The sequence below is a fragment of the Vibrio sp. 1069 genome, assembly GCF_033340555.1.
This window is the reverse complement of record NZ_JAWOWP010000781.1, coordinates 1-555: the sequence shown is the minus strand read 5'-3', so window position 1 is coordinate 555 and position 555 is coordinate 1. Positions and strand designations below refer to the sequence as shown.

At 47.9% G+C, this 555-nt stretch carries 1 protein-coding gene; it reads right to left on the bottom strand.

Annotation, left to right across the window (positions count from 1 at the left end; translation table 11 throughout):
- Positions 1–555, bottom strand: a 555-nt coding sequence (locus R7040_RS29025; RefSeq protein WP_318097978.1) for a methyltransferase, incomplete at both ends; no start/stop codon positions are given.

The window sequence follows — 555 nt, the reverse complement described above, 5'->3', positions numbered from 1 at the left end:
CTGTTGCAATGGAATGCGCAGTTCATGCTTAGACAAAATGAGTTCAGACGCTCGTACTGATTGGGATAACGCTTGGTACGTCTCGCTTTGAATCAAATGATAACAGCAAGGTGAAATCGTCATCGCCGCGATGCCGGCTTCACTTCCATATTCCATCAACCGAACATGAAGGTCACCACAAGCATGCAGTGCGACAGCATGTTGCGTGGGTTTGAATACTGCCTTGGTTTGAGGATCAAACGCGTCACCTTGGATAAAGGTCATTTTCCAATGATGTTCATTCGCGGCTTGTTGGCCGGAGTCGCATAACGCTTGTTGATATTCAAAACTGGTCACTGGTTGATCGGTTTGCGTGGTTAAGATCCGACCTAAGTATCCTTTACCCGAGCACCACTCTAACCATTCCTCACCTTGATGAGATTGAATCGCTGCCTCCCCCATCGCCATGATCTGTTCTAGCTTGCGCCCTGGGATTCCACTGTCTAACCCTCTTTCTAGCGCTAGGCCATCTAATGCCATCGACTCTAACTGTGTATGCCTAAGTAAGGATGGTAA